We start from the raw sequence: 19,028 nt of genomic DNA, 5'->3' as shown, positions 1-19,028 counted from the left end.
GTTCCTGTTTTTTCTTGTTGTCATTAAGTAAACGTATAAAGGTGAAGTTTGGATGCAAAATAATGTGAAGCAGATATTTGAACCAACTAAACTATACGTTACAACAAGTAAATAAAGATCATTTTTGTAAATATATAGTTATGGGAATATTTGACTTATTACAATGTAAAAAGCACATAACTTTAATTCAGTGTTATTAAGTGAATTTTTAGTTATGAAATAGTCTTTTAAATTAATAGCTTATGTTTTTAGCGTGTTGCGCCTTAAACTTTTATATGGCGCGTTATTTGCAACGTTAAAAATTCAACCGTTTAAATAAGCAAAAATAATAACGGTAATACACCATTAAAGGAGACAGTATGTGGGCTGCAATTAGTTATTTAATACTAGCGTTGTTACTTATATTGACAGGCTGGGAAGTAAACTCAGTTTATTTTTCGATTGTTTTTTACTGGACCGCTCTATCACTTACGCTTGTTAGTGCTGCTTATATTTTTAATATAGCCAAAATATTTAGAAAGCGTGAAAACGGTGTAATTCCTTTTTATATACGTTGGGCATTCGTACCATTTTTGTTTGGCGTGCAAATATATAATGCGTGGGCACGTAAACATGACAAAGTGCCGCCCATTCAACAAATTAATAAGCACTTGTTTTTAGCTTGTCGGTTATTTCCTTCAGATATAGATACATTAAAAAGTAACGGTATTACGGCAATTTTAGATGTAACTTGCGAATTTGATGGGTTAGAGTGGAGTTCTACGCAAGAAAATATAAAGTATTTAAATATCCCTGTGCTTGATCACAGTATACCTTCGCACTCACAGCTAAATCAGGCTATTAACTGGATACACCATCATATTAAAAAAGACCGTCGTGTTGTTATACACTGTGCTTTAGGCCGAGGGCGTTCTGTTTTTGTTATGGCTGCTTACTTACTAAGCCAAAATAAAAATGCAGATGTACATGAAGTACTCGCTCAAATAAAAGAAACTCGCCAAACAGCTAATTTGAATAAGCGCCAATTACGTCACCTTGCTAAGCGTCATAAAAAAGGTGAGTTAATAATTAAAAACAAAGCATTTTTAATTGCCAACCCAGTATCGGGTACAAAAATATGGCAAGATAAAGAGCACATAATTATTGCTCGTTTATCAGCTTATTATGATTTAACGGTTTTAACTACATCAACACAAGTTAATGGTACGGCTTTAGCTGAGCAAGCTATGAAGCACAACCCAGACATTGTTATTGCTTGTGGTGGTGATGGCACCGTTGCAGAAGTGGCTAGTGTATTAGTTAATACATCTTGTAAGCTAGGTATTATCCCCTTAGGGACTGCTAATGCACTTGCTCATGTATTAATGGGAATTAGCTCTAAATTTATTCCTGTGGAACAAGCATGTGATTTAATTATTGATGGGCAAACCAGCCTTATAGACACCGCTTACTGTAATAATGAACTTATGTTGTTACTAACGGGTATTGGTTTTGAGCAATCAATGATAGAAAAAGCAGACCGAGAGTCTAAAAATAAATTAGGTCAGCTTGCTTATATCAATGGTTTTTTACAATCATTTAGCGAACAAAAATCGCAAATACTTAACGTTAAACTCGATAATAATGAACCACGAGAAATCTGCACAAATAGCTTTATTGTAGCCAATGCCGCACCTTTTACTACATTGTTAGCACAAGGCGGTGGGCAACCCGACCACAGTGATGGTTTACTTGATATAAGCTGGCTAACCCCTAATGACGAAAACTCTACAACGGTATTAAGTATTGCAGAGCTGATGTTTAGCAGTATTACACAAACACATTTAGCAATTAATTCTCATCATACCAATGCTAAAAAAGTCGAAATTACGGGCGAAAATACAATTAAGTATGTAGTTGATGGGGAAGTTAAAACAGCTGACAAGTTAGTTATTACCATAGAGCCGGCATCACTAAATGTAATTTGCAAAGAGGTATAAAAAGGTATGTAAGAGGGGGCTAAAGTATAAAGTGATGTATAACACGGTTATACATCACTTTATAAATTATTTTTTAATAGAAGGCCAAACAAATCCTGTTGTATCAGGTGCTTGATTTGACGTTTCTCTAGGCGCACTTCTTGGTCTGCGAATAGGTTTGTTATTTATAGTATGAATGTAGAGAGCTTCTACTTTATCGCGTGCCCATGGTGTTTTGCGTAAAAATTTTAAACTCGACTTAATGCTTGGCGCATCAGTAAAGCATTTTATTTTCACTTGCTCACCGAGTGTTCTCCAGCCAAGTCGCTGTTCTAACTCAACAAGTATTTGTTCTAACGTTACCCCATGTAAAGGGTTTTTAGGTTGATTATTCATAGCTGCACTGCTTATTTAAACTATGCGCATTGTAGCTTATTTCACGCATAGAGGCTAATTCACTGTGATTTTTTTAGGCTGCGACGGGTAAATAGCATTGCCTTGTTTATCTATTTTAAGCCAGATTAACTGACTGTTATTTTGTTGTGGGTTTTTTGCACCACAAAGTAATGTAAAAGAGTGTACTTGTATTAAAGCTCCCTCGGTGTAGCGTTTATTATCGTACCAGCAACTAGAATCGAGACTAATAAATTGCTCTGCATCCACCACCGAAAGCGTTTTATTAGAACCTGCATGGCTAAGCATTGTGAATGTTAAGCAACTAAAACAAAAACATAGAATATATAAATTGCGCATTTCTCACCTTAAATTTTCGCGATTTTAAAAATAATACACTAGGGTCTGTTGATCTTTGCGGATTAAAATTTGTTCAAACTAGGGGCTATTTAATCGCGGCGCGAGATTTGTAACCTAGTGGGCTAAGTCAAAACCGAGCAACAAAGAGTAAATAGCCCCTAGGAAGAACCCTTTGGGCAGCGCCTGTTTGGCATTAATGCTACGTTATCGCCTATTTATGGGGAATAACCACACTGTATAGGCTCTGCCTTGCCTAAATACCAAACAGACTGCTGCAAATTTAACCTTGAAAGATCAACAGACCCTAGAGTTAATACAAATTACATTTAATACAATTGGTATAAAAAACATGCTAGGGTAAGTAATATACAACACACTCAACAAAACACAGAACAATAAAAAGGTGAACACATGCAATTTAATCAAACTATGATAGAAGAATTTACATTATTAGCTAAATTCCCTCGCGACAGTAAAATGCAAGGAATTAAACTACATTCAGATGCAGAGCCCAGCCTACTTAGCGCGGCGCAGCGACTATTTGACAAAGGAATTATAGATAGCCCCGATGGCGGTTACTTAACCGATCTGGGCTTGGATTTAATTGAACATATTACGGTTATTCATAGTGCGCTTCAGAGTTAGTATTTAAATTACTTTAATTTGCATCGGGTTGGTTTTGCGGTGCAGCATCACTAAATGCAGCTAATTTATTACAATGTATATAAATAGCTGCAATTTTTGGGTATAAGCTCATATCTATATTAAAACGAATTGCGTTATATACTTGAGGTACCAAACAAATATCAGCGAGTGTAGGCTGGTTACCAATACAGTAGTCATTACTTTTGTTTAGCATGAGTTCTATTTTGTTAAAGCCTTCTTCAATCCAATGTTGGTACCATTTATTTTTACCTTCAGTATCAACACATAGCTCGTCCGATAAATATTTAAGCACGCGTAAATTGTTCAACGGGTGAATATCGCAGGCAATTGCAAAACTCAAATTTCTTATTTGTGCTTTTTGCCACGCAGTACCAGTCACTAATGGACACTGTGGGTATGTTTCATCAAGCCATTCTAGTATTGCTAGTGATTGCGCTAACACGCCTTGGTCGGTTTCAAATGCGGGGAGTAAACCTTGCTTATTAGTCGTTAAATAATCATCCCCAAGTTGTTCTGACTTTAGCAGGTCTACAATAGCGAGTTCGTGCTTTATATCCTTTAAGTTTAAAGCAATACGAACTCTATAAGCAGCAGATGAGCGAAAGTAACTATATAACTTCATGGTTAATTTGCTGAACCCGTAAATTGTTTTTTAATTGTTTGCCAGCAGTCAGTGTAATTTGGTTGGCGCTCTGTACCTTCTAATGCGTATTTTGTTGGCGAAATTATGTAACGTGACTCAAACATAAATGCCAAGGTGTTTTCGTATTTTTGCGGTGTAAGCTCTGCATTTGATGCTTTATTAAATACGTCAGCGTCAGGACCGTGAGGCGACATGCAGTTATGTAAACTAGCACCTCCAGGTATAAAACCGTGCTCTTTTGCATCATACACACCTTCAATTAAGCCCATAAACTCGCTCATTATATTACGATGATAATAAGGCGGGCGGAACGTATTTTCGGCTACCATCCAGCGTGGAGGAAAAATAACAAAATCGACATTTGCCATTCCCTTCGTAGCAGAAGGAGAGGTTAACACTGTAAATATAGAAGGGTCGGGGTGATCAAAGCTAACGCTATTCATTACATTAAAACGTGATAAATCGTATTTATAGGGTGAGCTATTACCAGTCCATGCAACAACATCAAAAGGGGAGTGCTTTATTTCACAGCTAAATAAATTGCCATTAAATTTAGAAACTAGCTCAAAGTTGCCTTCTTTATCCTCAAATGCAGCAACAGGGTATTGAAAGTCTCTGTCGTTTGCATAACCGTTAGCACCAACGGGTCCACGCTCTGCAAGTTCTAATGCATGTCCGTAGTTCTCACAAATATAACCACGAGCGGTATCATTAATTAAATCAACAGAGAACTTAATACCTCGCGGAATTACCGCTATTTCACCTGGTTTAATATTTAACTTACCGCACTCAGTATGTATTAATAATTCACCTTGCTGAGGCACAAACAGCATTTCGCCATCGGCATTACAAAAGTAACGCTCTTGCATTGACTTGTTAGCGACATAAATATGAATACCAATCCCCGATTGACTATTAGCGCTTCCATTCGCGGCCATGGTAACTAAACCGTCAATAAAGTCAGTATCAGCAGTTGGGATAGTAATAGGATTCCAGCGAAGCATTGTGGGCGGGGTTATTGCTTCTGTAATGGGGGCTGTTCTAATTAAACCATTATCTACTGCTTTATAATCACCTTGCACTACCGATGGGCGCAGGCGATAAAACCAAGTTCGGCGGTTTGAAGCGCGAGGAGCCGTAAAAGCCGTTGAGCTAAATTGTTCAGTATATAAATTGTACTTAACTTTTTGCGGACTAAATTGACCTACCGGTAATGCACCAGGTAGCGCTTGTGTTTCAAATTCATTACCAAAACCGGTCATATAATTTAATTGTGTCGACATTACTCGCTCCTGTGAGAGAAGGTTGGTTTAATGTTTATCTCATTTCAGTTAAGGTACTCTCAAGTGAGACTAATATCAAATGTGCTGTTACTCGTAATTGTAAATAAAAATGAACAGTAAAGTAAACTTTATAGATTTGGAATAAACAATAATGAAAATAGATTTAGCAACGTTTTTACCCTACCAGTTAACAAATATAGCAACGCTTGTGAGTAACGATTTTGCTGAGGTTTATCAGGCTCAATATGGTTTAAATATTCCTCAATGGCGAATACTTGCTAATTTAGCGCAGTACGGACAAAGCAATGCAAGAGATTTATGTCGACAAGCAAATATGGATAAATCAACGGTTTCGCGTGCAGTAAAAGCACTTATTGATAAAGAATTTGTGTGCAGTCAGCTAAATGAGCAAGACAAGCGTGCAGCATTATTAACGCTTAGCAATAACGGATGGACTTTATACGAACAAATAGCACCCGATGCACTTAATTGGGAAAAGCAATTACTGAGTGCTTTAAATGATGAAGAATACGCAGTGTTAAACAATATTTTTGATAAGCTAAAAAGTAAATTACAGCAATAAAAAAGCCCATCAAAAGATGGGCTTATAAACTATTACTAATTCAACATGTCAAATTAGAACGTGTAACGAACACCTACACGTAGTTCCCATAAAGACGCATCACGCTGAACTGTCGTGTTTGCATTATTTGGGTTGAAACCTGAATAAACGTAACGACCTTGATCATCAGTAGCTACGCTAATCATTTCAGCACCAACAAATGGACCTTTGTTAAGTACGCCCCAGTCATCGTTAAGTAAGTTAGTAAGGTTATCAATTACGAAGAATGCTTCACCTTTATGACCTTCCATAAATCCAGGCACTTCTTGCGTTAGCTTAAAGTTAAACTTAACAAACCAATCTGAATTTTGCGTATTACGACCAGATATTTCACCACGTTTTAAGCCTTCAGAATCAATGAAGTCATTAAACTCACTAATTTCGTCAGCACTCATGTTGTAAACAACATTAGGATCGTTCACTAATGGAACGTACAGAAGTTGACGAGAACGGTTTGAGTTAACGTCTCCAAATACGCTGTCACCACCATCAAATGTAAAGCTGTAAGGTAAGCCTTTATATGCTTCACCGAATAAATTAAAGCGTGTGTCATATCCATCGAAAAATTCGTGAGTATAACCAAGGTTTAATGTAAAACGATGTGGGATTTCGTAATCTGATGAAGATACACCAGGGTTTAACGGATTAGATGTTGCTAAGTTACCGTAGTTAGAGCTTGCTGTAGAACTCGTCATTGGGTTTACATCATCAGCATCTGTATAAGCATACGATAGTTGTACTCTAATACCGTTATCGAACGCTTTGCTTACTGCTGCAGAGAAAACAGAAGATTGACCGCTATCACCATTAACATTAGTAAGCAGCAAATCGCCATCACGACCTTCAACAGATTCTAAGATAGGACGACCATCGAATGTAGTGACACCAGAGTCTGTAATACCTAAATCAATCGTCGTCGCAGCGTTACGCTTGTCTGAATACAAGAAGTCTAAAGCATAAACATAATCGTTTTCAGTTGTGTAAGTAGCGCCAATTGAATATTTCCATTCTGAAGGAATTTCAAAATTCGGGTCAACTGCATTTGTAGAGCTATCGCCAGAACCAATAGTTACTCCTGCTACAGCATCAAACTGTGATTGAGGTACATCAAAACCAGGCGTGCCACCGTTTGCATTAGACGCAGCAAATAAGTCGATTGCACCGAACTGATTTGCACTAATGTTGGTAATACCATCATTTGAGTATGAATTAGACAACCAAACGTTAGGGTTACCACCTGAGAACAAGCCAACACCAGCACGTACTTCAAGTGCATCTGTTGCATACCATTCAAAGCCAACACGCGGTTGAATTAAATCAATGCCATCAAATGTAGATTGGTTACTAAATCCGTAACGGTCAGTGTAGTTTTGGTTTAGCGTTGGTTTGTCATCGCTTGTGTATTTGTCGTAACGAAGACCAAACGTTAAAGAGGCATCAATATTTGTTAAGCTATATTCATCTTGAACATAAAAAGTATGTTGCGCATACGAGAAGTTTGCAGCAGCGTCAGTTGGATCATTTGTGCCTGCAGCATTGTTGTAAAAAATTGCGCTTGCGATACCGGCTTCGTAATCATCAATTGAATCGAATTGCCACTCACCTTGCGTGTGTTGTACAAACTGGTTAAATACTTCTAGTTCTTCATACTCATACCCTGCAGTAATTGTATGTTGGTCTAAGTAATAAGTACCCGCAATTTTTGCTGTGATTGTGTCATAGTTTAAATCGTTTGATTGACGAGAATCATCTGGACCTAAATATACTGTACCGCCATCGTCTGTATCAATTTGGAACTCACCAAAGCTGCTCGCCGCGTCTAATGATTCCGAACGTGCGTCAAGTTCTGATTTACCTAAGCGAATTTCAGTTGAAAAATCATCGCTCCAATCTGAGTAAAGCGAAGCAATGATTGAATTTAATTCTGCGCCTTGCTCATAAAAATGACTATCTAGTGAAAGGCGTGTAGAGCCTGTATCTGACTGAGATAATGTAAAGCCATCGTTGTGGTTATAAATTAAGTTAGCACGATGATTTTCATTAATATTCCAATCTAATTTAATTAAGATTTTTTCATCTTCTACTGGCGCGCTTGGAGGCGTAGTACCTGCATTATAGCCATACACGTCTTGAGTTATTTGTTGAATACGCGCTAAATCGCTTGCAGAAACACTTGAACCTAGTGGATCGTAGTTAAATTGTGCTACGCCTTCTAGTTTTTCATATGAAGTGTATAAAAACAGTGAATCTTTTATTAGTGGTAAGCCAACATTAAAACCGTAGCGCTTTTCGTTGTAACTACCGTTATCAACGTCTTCGCCTTCAATTTTATCACCTTTTAGTGAATCGTTAGTGTAGTCGAAGAATACACTACCGTGTACTTCATTACCGCCAGACTTTGTAACAGCATTGATGTTACACGATGTAAAACCACCGTACTGCACGTCAAATGGTGCAAGTTCAACAGCTACTTGCTCAATTGAATCGAAAGAGAAAGGGGCACGGATAGTAGGGTAACCGTTTGAGCTTAAACCGAAGTTATCGTTCATACGAACGCCATCAAGGGTTAAGCTGTTAAAGCGTGGATTACCACCACCACAGTTAATAGTACCGCGGCTATCATCGATTGCTACACGTGGATCAATTCGAATGATGTCTTTTAAATCACGGTTAATTGCAGGAGTGTTTTCAAGGTCTGTTAGCGTAAATGTTGAAGCTGGACCTGAACCACCAGACATTGCACTGATTGGCGCGCCTGTTACCACTATTTGTTCAATGTTTGAAATTGACTCAAGCGATGCGTTTACAGGGTAATCGTTACCAATGTTCAAAATAATATTATTGAACTCTTGGTCTGCATAGATGTCAGAATCTACGATTACTCTATATGGTCCACCAACACGTAAACCTTTAGCTGTGAAGTAACCAGCGTCGTTAACTTCAGTTGTTTTTACTGAGCCTGAAGGTACGTGTAAAATAGTAATTTTTGTGCCAGCAGCAGGGTTGCCACTAGGTCCTGTTATTTGACCTTTAATTGCAGACGTAGTTTCGTTTGCTATGGCTGCGCCACTAACACTAACACATGCTGCGATAGCAAGTGAAAGAGCTGTTTTACGAAGTTGAGTTTTCATTTAATTTTCCCGTGTAGTTAATCATTAAATTTTTTATATTTTTATTTTAAATTGTAAATTTTCAACAAAATAAACAGTTCAAGTTCATCTTATTAAAAATCCGTTACTAGTGTACCTCATTTCTTTGTTACAAATAAAATACAACTGCAATGTTTTTTTAATAAATAGTACTATTTTTGAATATTTGAGTGTTTTTTGAGTAACAACTCTATAACGAGGAACATATTACGTGGGTTTTATGACAAAAATGTGAAATTGGGGTGTAAAAAGCAAAAAACCCATTACAATTTTGCAATGGGTTTTGTTAACAAATAACTTAATGTGTTACTACTTACCTATTAAGGCTTAAAATTTGTAGCTCACACCTACTTTAGCTTGCCATGCAGATGATGATTGGTTGATTTGCGAATAGTTACGTACATCAGCGCCGCCAAAACTACTGTCTAATATGTAACGTCCTTGATCATCAAGTCCTTTAAAGTCATAAATAGTTTGGTTAGAATATCCTAGGCGCTTTTCAACACCCCAGTCGCTATTTAACAAGTTTGCGAAGTTATCTATCATAAAGTAAACCTCACCAGAGTGACCTTTAGCAAAACCAGGGATTTCTTGTTTAATGCTTATATCCATAGTAGTAACCCAAGGCTGAGTTGCGGTGTTTTTACCTAAAATACCACCACGCTGAGATATTCCAGCACGTTCTAATAATGGCTCTAATTCAGCCCAAGAAATACCAGATTCATCCCAATTTACGTTTGCATCATCAGCGCCAGTTGGAATATATGGTAAGTAAGCACCATTAGAGAAGAAAGTACTTGTATCCCCTAAGTCACCGTTTTTATACATATTCATTGTGTAACTAAATGGACGACCTGAACGGCGTTCAAAGTACACGTTAAACTTAGTTGCGTACCCTGTAAAAAATTCAGTGTTGTAAGCTAAGTTAACTTTAAAACTGTGCTCTACTTCGTAAAAGCCACGAGCCGCAATATCTTCATTACGGTTAACCGTAATATTGTGCTTGTAGTTACCTTCAGCTTGAGAAGCGGAGCCCGCTGATGATTCTGTTACGTCTTGATGAGCATAACTTGCCGATATAAATAAACCGTTATCCCATTGTTTAGCAATACCAGTTGAGATAATAATTGAACGACCATCCTCAGATGAGTTTGTCATTTCTATATCTGCGTTATCGCTTAAAGAGCCACTGTATATACTTTGGTTAATAACACGCTCACCGTCAGCAGCAAGGCCGATTGGATTAATTGATGTGTTATGCCATACCGCTTCATTTTCTTTTTTATGATAAGCAATTTCTGCTTGCCATTTAAAGCCGTCACCTAGTAATTCAGAATCAAATTCGTATTCAAAACCTATTTGTGTACGAATGCTTGAAGGCAGTTTAAAGTCAGGGTCAATATAGGCAACGCTACCAGCGCCTTGTTCTAATGAATTTTGAATTTCACTAGGCACTTGGGTAATATCAGCTGGATTATTTGCATAGTAATCGTTTATTACATTATTAGGCGCTGATACAAGTGTTATACCATCACTTTGAAATGAGTTGTTATACCAAACGTTTGGTATACCACCTTGGAAACGACCAATGCCACCATTAATAGTAAGTGCTTCGGTTGCATAGTATTTAAAGCCAATACGAGGAAGAATTATGTCTATACCATCAAGGTTTTCTTGGTTGGTAAAGCCATAAGTATTAGCAAAATTTTCATTTAGAGTTGGTTTGTCATCTGACGATAAACGCTCATAACGAACACCTGCCGTTACTTCTAAATCATCACCTACATAAAAAGTATCTTCTATGTAAAGGGCTAGCTGATTACGTCTTACGTCGTAAGCTGTATCGGCAGAATCATTGGTGTATGCATTTTGATAAGAGAAATCATATGCACCCACTTCACGGTTTTCAAAGCTTTCAAAGCTATCAAATTTCCATGAACCAAGCGAGTTTTGAGCAAACAAGTTATATAAACGAAGTGACTCGTATTGAGCACCAAAGTTTATTTCATGCTCATCCATTAAATAAGTAGCATCTAATGTTAAGGTTAGATTTTGTGTTTCAGAGCGATTAGCATGACGATACTGATCTGTTCCAAAGCTGTAATAAGGACCATTTCTGCCGTCTTCTTCTACAGTAATACTTCCTAAGTTAGAGCGAGTTGCGCTATCAGAGGTAACATCTTTATACGACACACCAATTTCGGTTGAAAAGTTTTCGCTCCAGTCAGAATAAAGCTTTGTCGCAAAGTTATTGAATTTTGTTACATAGGCATAAGTACTTGATACTAATGCAATATTGTTGCCGCCTGTGCTGGAGTTTTTTTCGTCTTGGTCGTCTTGCCATTGGTAAGTAAAGTCTAAGCGATGATCGTCGCTTGCGTTCCAGCTTAATTTAACTAACAAGCTTTTATTTGTATCTTCTGGGGCACCGGCTAAAGAGTCAGTCAAGCCGTATTCATTATTTAAAATAGAGATAAAACGGTTATAGTTCGCTTCTGAGGTATTAAATTCATTTGAAGCACCTGAACCATCAAAGCCATAATCAAGATCTAACTCACTTGACCATTCAGAATAATTAACAAAGTAAAATAGTTCGTCTTTTAAAATTGCACCACCTACATTGAAACCGAATCTTTTTTCAGTTTTAATTGGCTCAACTTTTGTTGTTGAAAACGTTTTATGACCTAACTCATCAAGCCCGTCTTCTTCAATTATATTTTTAACATCGCCCGCTATTTCAGGTGTTGAAATTTCGTAAAAACCAGAGAATTTAAATTCGTTGGTACCTGACTTAGTTACCGCGTTTATTGTTCCGCCACCAAAGTTACCTTTTGAAGCCGAAAATGGCGATACATCTACAGACACTTGTTCAATTGCATCAAGTGATACAGGTGGTTGAGACGTAGGGTAACCACCAAAATTCAAACCAAAGTCATCATTTTGACCAATACCGTCAACCGTTAAGCCGTTTGTACGCGGGTTACTACCCGCAAACGTAAGCTCGCCGTTACCATTAATGCTAGCAAGCGGGTTTAAACGTGCAATGTCTTTAATGTCACGATTAAAACTAGGCATGTTTTCAATGGTATCTTTACCAAATGTACTGCTAGAACCGCCAGATTGCTGAACAATTTTATAACCAGACACTTCAATCTTTTCAATGTTTAACGGCGCTAATTGCGACGTTAAACGATATGTTTCACCAAGGTTTAAGAAAATATTTTCAACCGTCGTGTCATTAAATGTGTCTGAGTCAATAATAACAGTATAAGGACCACCTACACGTAATCCATTTGCGATAAAAGTACCGCTTTCGTTTGTAGTAAGTTCACTTACAGTACCTGTTGGTTGGTGAACTACTTTAATTTTAACGTTTGCAGCACTATTACCTGAAGGTGTAGTAATTTTACCGCGCATTGCAGATGACGTATCTGCAGCCATTGCACTTGTAGAAACACCTAGCGCTAAAATTACCGCTCCAGTTAGTTTCGAAAGGCGAAGCTTAGTCATAATGTTGATTTCCCGTGTGTAGGTTATTTAAATTTAATTTGCAGTTTGTGTATCAGTATTCATTTTAAGTGCTGTTTCTAACTCTTTTGCAGAAGGGTCAAATAAAGCATTGAGTAATCCGGCTAAGCGAATTCCCGCTTGTTGAAGGCGAGTTTTTATAATTGGTGTACTTTCATATATGTAGCTATAACTAACTTCATCGTTTGTTGATTTATAAATTTTATTAGCTAAATTACGAGATTCTTCTAGCCACGTTGTTGGCGTGCTTTGTAAGTACTCAGCAATTAATTCGCTATTATTTGTATCAATAAATTGTGCAAACTCGGTATACGATAAGTTTTGGTTTTCAATAAGCTTTGTATCCCAAAGGCTATGAAGATTTGTATCTTGACCAAAAAACTTAACCTTTATGCTGTTGCCGCCTCTGTCTTCGCTTCTACCTGCATGAAATGGTTGATGGCTATCACCCACTAAATGAACTAAAAAACGTAAACTAAACTGTTTAGCATCTAAAGAGCTATTATCGTCAGTTAATGTTTGCATTGAATAATGAATGCCTTCAAGAATATTACTCACCGATTCTTTTGTTTTTGTATGTGAATGATCAAGACTTAAAGGTTGGTTAGGTGCGGCATTAATATAGTGCCAGCGAGATGATTTTTTTTGCCAAAATTCACCAGGAGCTGAGCGCATTTCATCAGGCCATGTTGATATTTGAGCAAGTGACTCACCATTCAGATACGGCAATATTGTTGTTTTTGTTGTTTCGCTTAAATGTAACTCTGCAATTTTACCGACAATACGATGACCATTTTGGCCCCATGCATAGGTGTCACTGCTTGTAAAAACGGCACTAATTAATAATGCTGAGGTTATTGATAGCTTTAAATTGTTATGCATTAGAACTTCCTAAATGAATGTTTCATGTTGCTATTATAATTTATGCGGTCAATTGTCCTTACTTTTGTAGTTAATAGAAAGGAGTCAATAAGATTCATAGTTTCTTATTATTAGTTATTTAAAATCATGCATTTAAAGTTAATGAGTAAAATTACTTGTTGTAATAAGTAAGTAAAATTGTTCAAATGCACGGATAATATATTTTGGGATGGTTTTTCTTTGAATTTTAAACGTATGCTGCTGCATAAAACATTGTTTGTTACATTTTTGTTTATGTTGTTTGTGCTTATATGGCTGTGGGGGCAGGTAAGTATAGACGATGCAGAACTACGTTTTCCGGTCATGATTGAAACTTCAATAGAGTGTCAAACAACCGCAATCGAAAATAAAGATAAGTTAATTGTTTTTACACAATCAAAAAAAATAGCCAAAATATTAACTAAAAGCTTGTGCGACGATAACGTTGTGGCTAAACAATATGGCTCTGTTGTTGGTTATTGGGGTTACAGAACGTCAGATAGTTTTGAGTTTGTAGGGAAGGGAATTGCAGACTTAATTTTAGCGAAAAATAACATAATGGCAGCTTTTAAAGCTGAGTCTACCTACAATTATCAGCCTGTAGTTGGTTTTGCTGATTACACCGCATTTTTTATTTCCTCTAAAGAAAAACCACGACTGACTAAAGAGTATTTTTTAGATAAACGAATTGGTTTACTTGATTACCCTACAAGCCGCTCAGGGCATATTTTACCAAAGCAAACGTTTAAAGAATTGAATATAAATTTAGCAAATTTGAAAATCACCTATGCGCGTTCTCATAACGAGTTACGTGATTTACTTGCCAATGGCAAAGTAGATATTATTGCATCTTTTTGGAAAGAAAGTGATGCTCAGCGTTTTTCAAAAAACTATATTACACCGCTAAGTAATAATGTGTCGGGTACGCGTTGGTATTTAAAAATGCAGCAAAATAATACTGATTTATTGTGTACGGTGCAAAAACACCTACTCGAAATGTCTAAAGATCAAACCTTGCACTACTACCAGGATGTTAAACCATATTGGAATTGCGACAGTAAAAAAATAATCTTTAAAGGAGATAATAATGAGTAAATTTAACTCAACAATTATAACTCTAATATTATTTTTACTGTTTTTGTCAGTGTTTTATTTATCGGTTAATCAAAAGCAACACTATGTAATTAAACAAAAAATAATACAAATAGAAAAACAAATAGCGCTAGATTTACCATTACTCGATTTATCAAATGAGTTATTAAAGCACTCAGGCAATAAAGATGCGGTCCGCAGTTATATTAATAAGTTAAACCGTGTATTAATCGATGAAAGCGTATCTCTTGAGCATATTATTCCTGGGAATGGGTTATCTATTAAATTAGAGCCTAATCAACACATTGATTATTTGCGAACCAATAATGGTCGGGTATTACTTGTATTTAATATCAATTCAAATTTTATAACACTTAGTAATATGGCTTTTTGTTTGATGCTTTTTATATTGAGTATTAGCTTAAGTATGTGGCTAAAGCTTATTTTAGCTAATAATAACAAAGATTTAAAAGCTATTGAGTTGAATAAGCCTATTATAGAGCTAGCTCCATTTATGCTCATTATAGATCTTAATCATAAAACTCTTTCTACTAATTATGCGCACGAGCAACTTACATCATTGGCTAATAAGCCCCTTTGCTTTTATTTGGCTCTTGTGGAGTTTTGCAAGGAAAACAATGATATTGCACTTAACCAAAATAAAAATGTGCCAGAAGAGCTTGTAGAGTTAGCAAATAAATATTTTCATCGATTAGTTGAACTAGGTCACACCGTAAGAAAACGACCTAACTTTAATAATAGTCTTGAAAAAACACTAAGTGAGATTCGCGCTGCACTTGATGAGGTGTTAAGCGAATACCCTGAACAAAAAGAGATTTACTATCCACCAAAGGCATTTGGTGAGGGCTCTCGCTCACGATTACATAGCTACGGGTTAGTGAATATAGATAAAGGAAATATTGATATAAAAGGAAAGTAACTAAGCTATTTGTTACTTTCCTTCTTATTAGCGTTTACTTAGGAGTAAACTCTGCGGTTTTAAGTGGGCTATTTTTTGATATAAAGTCTTGTAGTGCTTGAGCATCTGTTTCGTCAGTGCTAACAAATCCTTTAAGATCTGTAAGAGCAGGGTAGCCGTCACCGCCAGAGGCATTGTAGCTATTTAGGCTCATTCTATAAGTCTTATTTTTATCTAGCGGTTGACCGTTAATCATCACGTTTATTAGCTGATTATTTTTACGTTCAAACGATAGTTTATGATATTGCAAATAAGCACCAGCATCTGGTGGGAAGCTTGTTACTGTATTTAAATAATCCCATAAATCGCTGCCTTGCCAATCCATATAAGTAATGCGATTTTTAAAAGGATGTACTTTTAAAATATCTTTGTAACTTACTTCGCCAGCTTCAATAGAACTACGAATACCGCCACCGCTTATTAATCCAAAGTCTGCACCCACTACATCCATTTGTGCCTGAATTATAACGCGTGCAAGATTAGTTTGTTGATAGCGAACTTTGTTTCTGTCGCCTTCTAAACGGGCATCGATATTACCAATTTTACCTTCAATTTGTTTTGCTCCTTTAGCTTGATATACCGCTAAAAAAGATTCAAGTTTTGGGTCTGGTTTAATGTACTCGTTTGCTAATACTTCTTTTGTAGAACCATCAGTTTGTACTTTATCAACATATAAGTTCACAGGGATAAGTCTGTAATCTAATAATGTTAATTTACCATTTTCAAGTTTAAATTCAGCTTTACCAACATATTTACCCCATTCATGGGCTTGCATTATGTAGGTGCCATTTTGTTGATCTGGTTTACAAGCAAGACCGGGTTTAAAGTTTTCGTCGCTAATATTTTTGCCGGTCATACAAACAGGTTCTTGCGAGTGTCCGCCAATAATCATATCTAATGTATGAGCAGGAAGTGAGCGAGCAAGTGTAACGTCGCCAGGTGCATTTATACCAAACTGAGCATCTACATAATGACCCATATGTGTAAGTGCAATAGTAATATCTGGATTATATTGAGCTTTAATTTTTTGTGCTAATTTTGCTGTAATTTCAACCGGATCTTTAAACTCTAAATGACCAATATATTGCGGGTTCCCAATTTTAGCCGTGTCGGTAGTGGTTAAACCAATAACAGCGATTGTTAAGCCATTCTTTTTGAATATTTTATAGCTATCAAAAGCATGTTCACCAGTAGACTTTTCAAAAATGTTTGCTGATAAAAAAGGAAAGTTCACCCATTTTTGCTGCTGTTTTAATACATCAATAGGGTTATCAAATTCATGATTACCTAATGCCATCGCATCGTAACCAATTAACGACATACCTTTAAAGTCAGGCTCCGCTTTTTGTAAATCTGACTCAGGAATACCTGTATTTATGTCACCACCAGAGAGTAGTAATACTGCATGACCTTGTTTTTGTGCTTCATTACGTAGAGAGTCAATTAACGTTTTACGAGCTGCCATACCATACTCGCCTTTTTCATTGTGCCAAAAGCGCCCGTGATTATCATTAGTATGAAGTACTGTTAAATATTGAGTAGAAGAATTGCTGGAGACGGAGTTTTGAGTTGCAGAAGTGCACCCAACGATACTTAAAATAACTGAGAAAAAAATAATTATACGCATAAAATACCTGTTCATTAAGGTCTACTTAATTTATCAAGCGGGTAGTTTAAACTAGTTTTACGCTAAAAAAACGTAGTTATTTACATTTTTAGTTTAATTGCGGTTTGTAGCTGCTTGCTGCCTGCGTTTTAGTTCTTTGCTCGCATACTCAGATTTTTGATGTTTAGCAGCTATCATCCACGTTAAAAAGCTTGCTGGTAGCTTTGTGTAAGCCTCGCCTTTGTGTAAACCGAAATCGCAAATGGTGTGTTTAGTGTCTGACATGAACTTTACCCGTATTTTATTATTTTGATTGATAGTAACAAAAACACTAAACAAGGAAAGATGATTTGGTTTTAACCCTATAGATTTATATAACTTAAAGGTATATAAAGTTATGTAATTAAAATGTTATCAATACGGTCTAATTTGTATCAATTAGCACTTTGCTATCGATTTATCTGGCAAGTGATATTAATCTACTTGCAAATTAACAATTCGTTCAAATAAATATAACAACAGGATGTAACATGAAAAAACTATTACTTGGCTCATTACTAGCCTCTGCGAGCTTTGCAAGCACTGCAACTATTGTTGAAATGCAAACCAGCCAAGGTATTATTGTGATAAATTTATTTGATCAAGAAACGCCGAATACAGTCGAAAACTTTTTAAGCTATATTGATGACGAAGCGTATAATCAAACTGTTATTCATCGCTCAATTAATAACTTTGTTATTCAAGGTGGCGGTTTTACTTTTTCAGATGATTTTGATGCTATTGAAACTAAACCTGCGATTATTAATGAGCCTATATTTTCAAATGTTAAAGGTACGATTGCGATGGCAAAATTAGGCGGAAACCCTGATAGCGCTACAAGCCAATGGTTTTTTAATATGTCGGATAATAGCGCCGGCAGTTCTCAATTAGATACCCAAAATGGTGGTTTTACAGTATTTGGACAAATTACTGCAGCAAGCCAAGTTACACTCGATAATATTGCAGCCTTGGTTCATTGTGGAGAAACGCCTGTTGTTGGTATTACGTCAGAGCAGTGTTCAAGCAACGATGTAACAATTAGCAGCACTAACTTAGTTTCTATACAAAGCGTTTCGGTATTAGATGACGATCCCAATTCATCACAAGGTTTAACCGTAACATTAAACACGTTAATAGATAATGATACGTCACCTTCAGAACCGGTTTCTGAGGATAGTTCGGGTGGTGGAATTGCTTGGCTTTTAGGTGCTTTTTTACTTGTGCTTCCTCGTTTAAAACGTACTAAGTAAACTTAATATTATAAGCGGCGTAGCTAGGCTAGCGTCGCTTATCACTTGGTATTGTTACTTCAAACCAATGTATAAAAGACGGTTACTTAAAAAGCAAGTATTCGCCATATCATCACAAGCCACAATGCAAATACACAAATACACCCTAGTAAAAATACATTAAAGCGCGCCCGTATATTATTCCCACCTAAATGAATAACACTATGTACAATGCGCGATACTACAAATATGCACGCCAATATAGCCACGAGTGTACTGGCACTATTTAGTTGCAGTGCAAGTAAACACCCCGCAAAAAAAAGTACAGGTATTTCAAACTGGTTTGAAAAGTTTCTATCTGCAACCCTAACAGTGTCGCCAGCGTTATCTAATTGCATTGTTTTAAAATCGCTTAAATTTAGCTGCTTGTTTTTAGCTGCAGCAAAGCGTCTTTTCCCCATTATAATCATTACGATAAGTGAGAGAGTTACTTGAACGAACATTGCTAAAATTATTACTTTTTCCATTGATCTTCCTTATTTATTTGAGTTTACAATTGAGTATGAAGATGTTTTTCACAA

General features: G+C 36.5%; 16 protein-coding genes. 6 read left to right on the top strand and 10 right to left on the bottom strand.

Annotated elements, in window-relative coordinates; genetic code table 11:
• The first annotated feature begins 359 nt into the window (after positions 1-359).
• Entirely contained in the window at positions 360-1,979 is a 1,620-nt protein-coding gene (locus I6F65_RS07555) for a diacylglycerol kinase family protein (protein ID WP_166113918.1), read from the top strand.
• A gap of 66 nt (positions 1,980-2,045) precedes the next feature.
• Here the strand turns inward: I6F65_RS07555 and I6F65_RS07550 are convergent, their stop codons facing one another.
• Together I6F65_RS07550 and I6F65_RS07545 are read right to left on the bottom strand one after the other, a co-directional pair.
• Entirely contained in the window at positions 2,046-2,354 is a 309-nt protein-coding gene (locus I6F65_RS07550; RefSeq protein ID WP_166113915.1) for a VF530 family DNA-binding protein, read from the bottom strand.
• Between the two features lie 54 nt (positions 2,355-2,408).
• Entirely contained in the window at positions 2,409-2,711 is a 303-nt protein-coding gene (locus I6F65_RS07545; RefSeq protein WP_024611776.1) for a DUF1496 domain-containing protein, read from the bottom strand.
• A 411-nt stretch (positions 2,712-3,122) separates the two neighbouring features.
• Between I6F65_RS07545 and I6F65_RS07540 the strand changes: the two genes are divergently transcribed.
• Complete coding sequence (locus tag I6F65_RS07540; protein ID WP_024611123.1) at positions 3,123-3,356, top strand: TIGR02647 family protein; 234 nt, start codon at positions 3,123-3,125, stop codon at positions 3,354-3,356.
• A gap of 13 nt (positions 3,357-3,369) precedes the next feature.
• Here the strand turns inward: I6F65_RS07540 and maiA are convergent, their stop codons facing one another.
• The gene (gene maiA, locus I6F65_RS07535) at positions 3,370-3,999 is read right to left on the bottom strand and encodes a maleylacetoacetate isomerase (RefSeq protein WP_197112262.1); all 630 of its coding nucleotides are present in this window, start codon (positions 3,997-3,999) and stop codon (positions 3,370-3,372) included.
• A gap of 2 nt (positions 4,000-4,001) precedes the next feature.
• Entirely contained in the window at positions 4,002-5,303 is a 1,302-nt protein-coding gene (gene hmgA, locus I6F65_RS07530; RefSeq protein WP_197112260.1) for a homogentisate 1,2-dioxygenase, read from the bottom strand.
• Positions 5,304-5,454: 151 nt separating this feature from the next.
• On the opposite strand from hmgA, the gene I6F65_RS07525 reads away from it, so the two are divergent.
• Positions 5,455-5,886, top strand: a complete 432-nt coding sequence (locus tag I6F65_RS07525) for a MarR family winged helix-turn-helix transcriptional regulator (RefSeq protein WP_024611125.1) — start codon at positions 5,455-5,457, stop codon at positions 5,884-5,886.
• A gap of 53 nt (positions 5,887-5,939) precedes the next feature.
• Here the strand turns inward: I6F65_RS07525 and I6F65_RS07520 are convergent, their stop codons facing one another.
• The 3 genes from I6F65_RS07520 to I6F65_RS07510 form a co-directional block, all read right to left on the bottom strand.
• A complete protein-coding gene (locus tag I6F65_RS07520) occupies positions 5,940-9,056 on the bottom strand; it encodes a TonB-dependent receptor (RefSeq protein WP_197112258.1) in 3,117 nt (1,038 codons plus the stop codon).
• Positions 9,057-9,401: 345 nt separating this feature from the next.
• A complete protein-coding gene (locus I6F65_RS07515; RefSeq protein WP_197112256.1) occupies positions 9,402-12,584 on the bottom strand; it encodes a TonB-dependent receptor in 3,183 nt (1,060 codons plus the stop codon).
• 33 nt (positions 12,585-12,617) lie between these two features.
• Positions 12,618-13,484, bottom strand: coding sequence for a S1/P1 nuclease (locus I6F65_RS07510; RefSeq protein WP_197112254.1), 867 nt, complete (start codon positions 13,482-13,484; stop codon positions 12,618-12,620).
• 219 nt (positions 13,485-13,703) lie between these two features.
• On the opposite strand from I6F65_RS07510, the gene I6F65_RS07505 reads away from it, so the two are divergent.
• Both I6F65_RS07505 and I6F65_RS07500 read left to right on the top strand, forming a co-directional pair.
• On the top strand, positions 13,704-14,597 hold the full coding sequence (locus tag I6F65_RS07505; RefSeq protein ID WP_231613133.1) for a phosphate/phosphite/phosphonate ABC transporter substrate-binding protein: 894 nt from the start codon (positions 13,704-13,706) through the stop codon (positions 14,595-14,597).
• On the top strand, positions 14,590-15,534 hold the full coding sequence (locus I6F65_RS07500) for a hypothetical protein (RefSeq protein ID WP_197112252.1): 945 nt from the start codon (positions 14,590-14,592) through the stop codon (positions 15,532-15,534). Before I6F65_RS07505 ends, I6F65_RS07500 begins: the two co-directional genes overlap by 8 nt.
• Before the next feature lie 34 nt (positions 15,535-15,568).
• On the opposite strand, the gene ushA is transcribed toward I6F65_RS07500, so the two are convergent.
• Together ushA and I6F65_RS07490 are read right to left on the bottom strand one after the other, a co-directional pair.
• Positions 15,569-17,200, bottom strand: a complete 1,632-nt coding sequence (gene ushA, locus I6F65_RS07495; protein ID WP_166114843.1) for a bifunctional UDP-sugar hydrolase/5'-nucleotidase UshA — start codon at positions 17,198-17,200, stop codon at positions 15,569-15,571.
• 93 nt (positions 17,201-17,293) lie between these two features.
• Complete coding sequence (locus I6F65_RS07490; RefSeq protein WP_173399987.1) at positions 17,294-17,464, bottom strand: hypothetical protein; 171 nt, start codon at positions 17,462-17,464, stop codon at positions 17,294-17,296.
• Between the two features lie 245 nt (positions 17,465-17,709).
• Between I6F65_RS07490 and I6F65_RS07485 the strand changes: the two genes are divergently transcribed.
• Positions 17,710-18,468 (top strand): peptidylprolyl isomerase, encoded by a 759-nt coding sequence (locus tag I6F65_RS07485; protein WP_024611132.1) that lies wholly within the window; start codon positions 17,710-17,712, stop codon positions 18,466-18,468.
• 86 nt (positions 18,469-18,554) lie between these two features.
• Here I6F65_RS07485 and I6F65_RS07480 read toward each other — a convergent pair whose 3' ends face one another.
• The gene (locus I6F65_RS07480) at positions 18,555-18,974 is read right to left on the bottom strand and encodes an MAPEG family protein (protein ID WP_166114851.1); all 420 of its coding nucleotides are present in this window, start codon (positions 18,972-18,974) and stop codon (positions 18,555-18,557) included.
• Positions 18,975-19,028: the final 54 nt, after the last annotated feature.

Source organism: Pseudoalteromonas sp. SWXJZ94C (genome assembly GCF_015864385.1).
Lineage (GTDB): Bacteria > Pseudomonadota > Gammaproteobacteria > Enterobacterales > Alteromonadaceae > Pseudoalteromonas.
This window is presented reverse-complemented; position numbering and strand designations above follow the sequence as displayed.

Excerpts from the sequence above, each read along its gene's own strand:
- I6F65_RS07510 (WP_197112254.1), bottom strand. The coding sequence starts at position 13,484 with ATGCATAACAATTTAAAGCTATCAATAACCTCAGCATTATTAATTAGT.
- I6F65_RS07515 (WP_197112256.1), bottom strand. The coding sequence starts at position 12,584 with ATGACTAAGCTTCGCCTTTCGAAACTAACTGGAGCGGTAATTTTAGCG.
- hmgA (WP_197112260.1), bottom strand. The coding sequence starts at position 5,303 with ATGTCGACACAATTAAATTATATGACCGGTTTTGGTAATGAATTTGAA.
- I6F65_RS07540 (WP_024611123.1), top strand. The coding sequence starts at position 3,123 with ATGCAATTTAATCAAACTATGATAGAAGAATTTACATTATTAGCTAAA.
- I6F65_RS07490 (WP_173399987.1), bottom strand. The coding sequence starts at position 17,464 with ATGTCAGACACTAAACACACCATTTGCGATTTCGGTTTACACAAAGGC.
- I6F65_RS07545 (WP_024611776.1), bottom strand. The coding sequence starts at position 2,711 with ATGCGCAATTTATATATTCTATGTTTTTGTTTTAGTTGCTTAACATTC.
- I6F65_RS07520 (WP_197112258.1), bottom strand. The coding sequence starts at position 9,056 with ATGAAAACTCAACTTCGTAAAACAGCTCTTTCACTTGCTATCGCAGCA.
- I6F65_RS07550 (WP_166113915.1), bottom strand. The coding sequence starts at position 2,354 with ATGAATAATCAACCTAAAAACCCTTTACATGGGGTAACGTTAGAACAA.
- I6F65_RS07555 (WP_166113918.1), top strand. The coding sequence starts at position 360 with ATGTGGGCTGCAATTAGTTATTTAATACTAGCGTTGTTACTTATATTG.
- maiA (WP_197112262.1), bottom strand. The coding sequence starts at position 3,999 with ATGAAGTTATATAGTTACTTTCGCTCATCTGCTGCTTATAGAGTTCGT.
- I6F65_RS07480 (WP_166114851.1), bottom strand. The coding sequence starts at position 18,974 with ATGGAAAAAGTAATAATTTTAGCAATGTTCGTTCAAGTAACTCTCTCA.
- I6F65_RS07500 (WP_197112252.1), top strand. The coding sequence starts at position 14,590 with ATGAGTAAATTTAACTCAACAATTATAACTCTAATATTATTTTTACTG.
- ushA (WP_166114843.1), bottom strand. The coding sequence starts at position 17,200 with ATGCGTATAATTATTTTTTTCTCAGTTATTTTAAGTATCGTTGGGTGC.
- I6F65_RS07485 (WP_024611132.1), top strand. The coding sequence starts at position 17,710 with ATGAAAAAACTATTACTTGGCTCATTACTAGCCTCTGCGAGCTTTGCA.
- I6F65_RS07525 (WP_024611125.1), top strand. The coding sequence starts at position 5,455 with ATGAAAATAGATTTAGCAACGTTTTTACCCTACCAGTTAACAAATATA.